This window comes from Streptomyces tricolor (genome assembly GCF_002155905.1).
In the GTDB taxonomy this organism is placed as follows: Bacteria; Actinomycetota; Actinomycetes; order Streptomycetales; family Streptomycetaceae; genus Streptomyces; species Streptomyces tricolor.
On the sequence record NZ_MUMF01000730.1, the window covers coordinates 1 to 3,962 of the forward strand.

4 protein-coding genes are annotated in these 3,962 nt (G+C 73.0%); 1 reads left to right on the forward strand and 3 read right to left on the reverse strand.

Features of this window, described 5'->3' with window-relative positions; translation table 11 throughout:
• Positions 1-119: 119 nt before the first annotated feature.
• The 3 genes from CCN44_RS38305 to CCN44_RS38315 are packed head-to-tail and all read right to left on the reverse strand — an operon-like array spanning position 120 to position 3,252.
• Complete coding sequence (locus tag CCN44_RS38305) at positions 120-920, reverse strand: sugar phosphate isomerase/epimerase family protein (RefSeq protein ID WP_059254996.1); 801 nt, start codon at positions 918-920, stop codon at positions 120-122.
• A gap of 32 nt (positions 921-952) precedes the next feature.
• Positions 953-2,104, reverse strand: a complete 1,152-nt coding sequence (locus CCN44_RS38310; protein ID WP_086703445.1) for a dihydrodipicolinate synthase family protein — start codon at positions 2,102-2,104, stop codon at positions 953-955.
• Positions 2,101-3,252, reverse strand: coding sequence for a Gfo/Idh/MocA family protein (locus tag CCN44_RS38315; protein WP_086703448.1), 1,152 nt, complete (start codon positions 3,250-3,252; stop codon positions 2,101-2,103). Before CCN44_RS38315 ends, CCN44_RS38310 begins: the two co-directional genes overlap by 4 nt.
• A gap of 221 nt (positions 3,253-3,473) precedes the next feature.
• Between CCN44_RS38315 and CCN44_RS38320 the strand changes: the two genes are divergently transcribed.
• Positions 3,474-3,962 (forward strand): LacI family DNA-binding transcriptional regulator (locus CCN44_RS38320; RefSeq protein WP_143650305.1); only part of this gene is annotated, 489 nt, incomplete at its 3' end.

The window sequence follows — 3,962 nt, forward strand, 5'->3', positions numbered from 1 at the left end:
CCCCCGGGTCCCCCGTGGTTCCGACGACAGTTACGACACCGAGGGCGGCGGAATGGTTGCGCCGGCTTCCGGGAAATCCGCTGCGGAAATCCGTTTCCGGACCCTCCCGGGCCGGTGGGTCAGCGGATCACGTGCGTCACGAACCGCTCCGCCGTCTCCGCCAGCACCTCCCGCCCGTCCCGGGCCCACAGCCCCTCGTTGAACAGCTCGACCTCGATGGGGCCGGTGTAGCCGGCGGCCTCCGCATACCCCCTCCACTCCCGCATGTCGATCGCGCCGTCGCCGATCTGCCCGCGGCCGTTGAGGACGCCCTCGGGCAGGGGCGTGGTCCAGTCGGCCAGTTGGAAGGTGTGGATGCGGCCGGCCGCGCCGGCGCGGGCGATCTGGGCGGGGGCCTGGTCGTCCCACCAGATGTGGTACGTGTCCACGGCCACCCCGACCTGCTCGGCGGGGAAGCGTTCGGCGAGGTCCAGGGCCTGGGCCAGGGTGGAGACCACACAGCGGTCGGCGGCGTACATCGGGTGCAGCGGCTCGATGGCGAGGCGTACGCCGCGTTCGGCCGCGTACGGGGCGAGCACGGCGAGGGCGTCCGCGATGCGCTCACGGGCACCGCGCAGGTCCTTGCTGCCCGGGGGGAGGCCGCCGGAGACCAGGACCAGGGTGTCGGTGCCGAGCGCGGCGGCCTCGTCGATGGCGGCGTGGTTGTCGCCCAGCGCCTCGGCCCGTTCGACGGGGTCGGTCGCCGTGAGGAAGCCGCCCCGGCAGAGCGTGGTGACGGTGAGGCCGGCGTCGCGGACCAGCTTGGCGGTCGCCTCCAGGCCGTACGCCCGGACGGGCTCCCGCCACAGGCCGACGTGCGTGACGCCCGACCGGCCGCAGGCGTCGACCAGGTCCGGCATCGGCAGCTGCCGGACCGTCATCTGGTTGATGGAGAAACGCTCCAGGTCCGGGCTCACTGGTTCACCCCGTACACGCTCAGCAGGTTCTTCATCCGCTCCTCGGCCAGCTTGGGGTCCGGGAACAGGCCGAGCCCGTCGGCGAGTGCGTAGGCGCGGGCGAGGTGCGGCACGGAGCGGGCCGACTGGAGGCCGCCGACCATGGCGAAGTGCTCCTGGTGGCCGGCCAGCCAGGCGAGGAGGACCACGCCCGTCTTGTAGAAGCGGGTCGGGGCCTGGAAGAGGTGGCGGGACAGCTCCACGGTGGGGTCGAGGAGTTCCCGGAAGCCCCGGACGTCGCCCGTGTCCAGGGCCCGTACCGCCTCCGCGGCGAGCGGGCCCAGCGGGTCGAAGATGCCGAGCAGGGCGTGGCTGAAGCCCTGGTCGTCGCCCGCGATCAGCTGGGGGTAGTGGAAGTCGTCCCCGGTGTAGCAGCGCACGCCCCGCGGCAGCCGCCGCCTGAGGTCGACCTCGCGCTGCGCGTCGAGGAGGGAGATCTTGACGCCGTCCACCTTGTCCGGGTGGGCGGCGATGACCTCCAGGAAGGTGTCGGTGGCCGCGTCCAGGCCGGCCGAGCCCCAGTAGCCCTCCAGGGCCGGGTCGAACATCGGGCCCAGCCAGTGCAGGATCACCGGTTCGGCGGCCTGGCGGAGCAGATGGCCGTAGATCTCCCGGTAGTCCTCGGGGCCGGTCGCGGTGGCCGCCAGGGCGCGGGAGGCCATGAGGACGGCCTGCGCGCCCGCCTCCTCGACGACCGCGAGCTGCTCCTCGTACGCGGCCCGGATCTCGGCGAGCGTGCCCCCGGTGAGCTGGTCGGTGCCGACGCCGCAGGCGATCCGGCCGCCCACGGCGCGCGCCTCCGCCGCGCTGCGCCGGATCAGCTCGGCCGCGCCCGCCCAGTCCAGGCCCATGCCGCGCTGGGCGGTGTCCATCGCCTCGGCGACGCCGAGCCCGTGGGACCACAGGTGGCGGCGGAAGGCGAGGGTCGCCTCCCAGTCGACGGCGGCGGGCGCGTCGGGCGAGACGTCGGCGTACGGGTCGGCGACGACATGGGCCGCGGAGAAGACCGTACGGGAGGTGAAGGGGGTGCCGGGGGTGACGGCGAGGGGCTCGGTGCGGGGCTCGTACGTCCGCAGGGTGCCGTCGGCGGCGGGGAGTCGGATGGTCACAGGGAGATCTCCGGTACGTCGATGCGGCGGCCCTCGGCGGAGGACTTCAGGCCCAGTTCGGCGAGTTGCACGCCGCGGGCGCCGGCCAGCAGGTCCCAGTGGTAGGGGGCGTCGGCGTAGACGTGCTTGAGGAACAGCTCCCACTGGGCCTTGAAGCCGTTGTCGAACGCGGCGTTGTCGGGGACCTCCTGCCACTGGTCGCGGAAGACCTCGGTTGCGGGGACGTCCGGGTTCCACACCGGTTTGGGGGTGGCGCTGCGGTGCTGGACGCGGCAGCTGCGCAGGCCGGCGACGGCGGAGCCCTCGGTGCCGTCCACCTGGAACTCCACCAGTTCGTCGCGGTGGACGCGCACGGCCCAGGAGGAGTTGATCTGGGCGATGGCGCCGCCCTCCAGTTCGAAGACGCCGTACGCCGCGTCGTCGGCGGTGGCGTCGTAGGGCTTGCCCTGTTCGTCCCAGCGCTGCGGGATGTGGGTGGTGGCGAGGGCCTGGACGGACGTCACGCGGCCGAACAGCTCGTGCAGGACGTACTCCCAGTGCGGGAACATGTCGACGACGATGCCGCCGCCGTCCTCGGCGCGGTAGTTCCAGGAGGGGCGCTGGGCGGGCTGCCAGTCGCCCTCGAAGACCCAGTAGCCGAACTCGCCGCGCACCGAGAGGACGCGGCCGAAGAAGCCGCCGTCGACGAGCCGCTTCAGCTTGAGCAGGCCCGGCAGGAAGATCTTGTCCTGGACGACGCCGTGCTTGACGCCCTTGGCGTGGGCGAGGCGGGCGAGGGCGAGGGCGCCGTCGAGGCCGGTGGCGGTGGGCTTCTCGGTGTAGATGTGCTTGCCGGCCGCGATCGCCTTCGTGAGGGACTCCTCGCGGGCGGAGGTGACCTGGGCGTCGAAGTAGAGGTCGACGGTCGGGTCGGCGAGGACGGCGTCCACGTCGGTGGAGACCTGGTCGAGTCCGTGCCGCTCGGCGATCTCCCGCAGGGCGTGCTCGCGGCGGCCGAGCAGGATCGGTTCGGGCCAGAGCACGGTGCCGTCGCCGAGGTCGAGGCCGCCCTGGTCGCGCAGGGCGAGGATCGACCGGACGAGGTGCTGGCGGTAGCCCATGCGCCCGGTCACGCCGTTCATGGCGATACGCACCGTCTTGCGTGTCACGTGAGTCCCCTTCGTGGGCCGGTGTGGCAAACGCGTGTAGCAAGCGCTTTCTATCGGGAGAAGCTAGCCTCTGGACGTGGTCTGTACAAGACCGTGTCCGCTTCGAGTTGTTCGAGGGGGCGAACAACCGGGGGTCGTGGCCTTAAGGTCTGTCGGAACCAGGACGCGTGCCTCGCTGTCTACGAGGGCGTACCACACGACGCGTGACCGGAGGACGACGAATGACGGTGACCCTGGCGGACGTGGCGGCCCGCGCCCAGGTCTCCCCCGCGACGGTGTCGCGCGTGCTGAACGGCAACTACCCGGTCGCCGCCGCCACGCGCGAGCGGGTGCTGCGGGCGGTGGACGAGCTGGACTACGTCCTCAACGGCCCCGCCAGCGCGCTCGCCGCCGCCACCTCCGACCTGGTCGGGATCCTCGTCAACGACATCGCCGACCCGTTCTTCGGGATCATGGCCGGCGCGATCCAGTCCGAGATCGGCGGGCCGGGCGGGCGCGCGGGCGGCGAGCGCCTGGCGGTCGTCTGCAACACCGGCGGCTCGCCCGAGCGCGAGCTGACGTACCTCACCCTGCTCCAGCGGCAGCGGGCCGCGGCCGTGGTGCTGACCGGCGGAGCGGTGGAGGACGCGCCGCACGCGGCGGCGGTCGCGGCGAAGCTGCGCAAGCTCGCGGAGGCCGGGACCCGGGTGGTGCTGTGCGGGCGCCCGCCG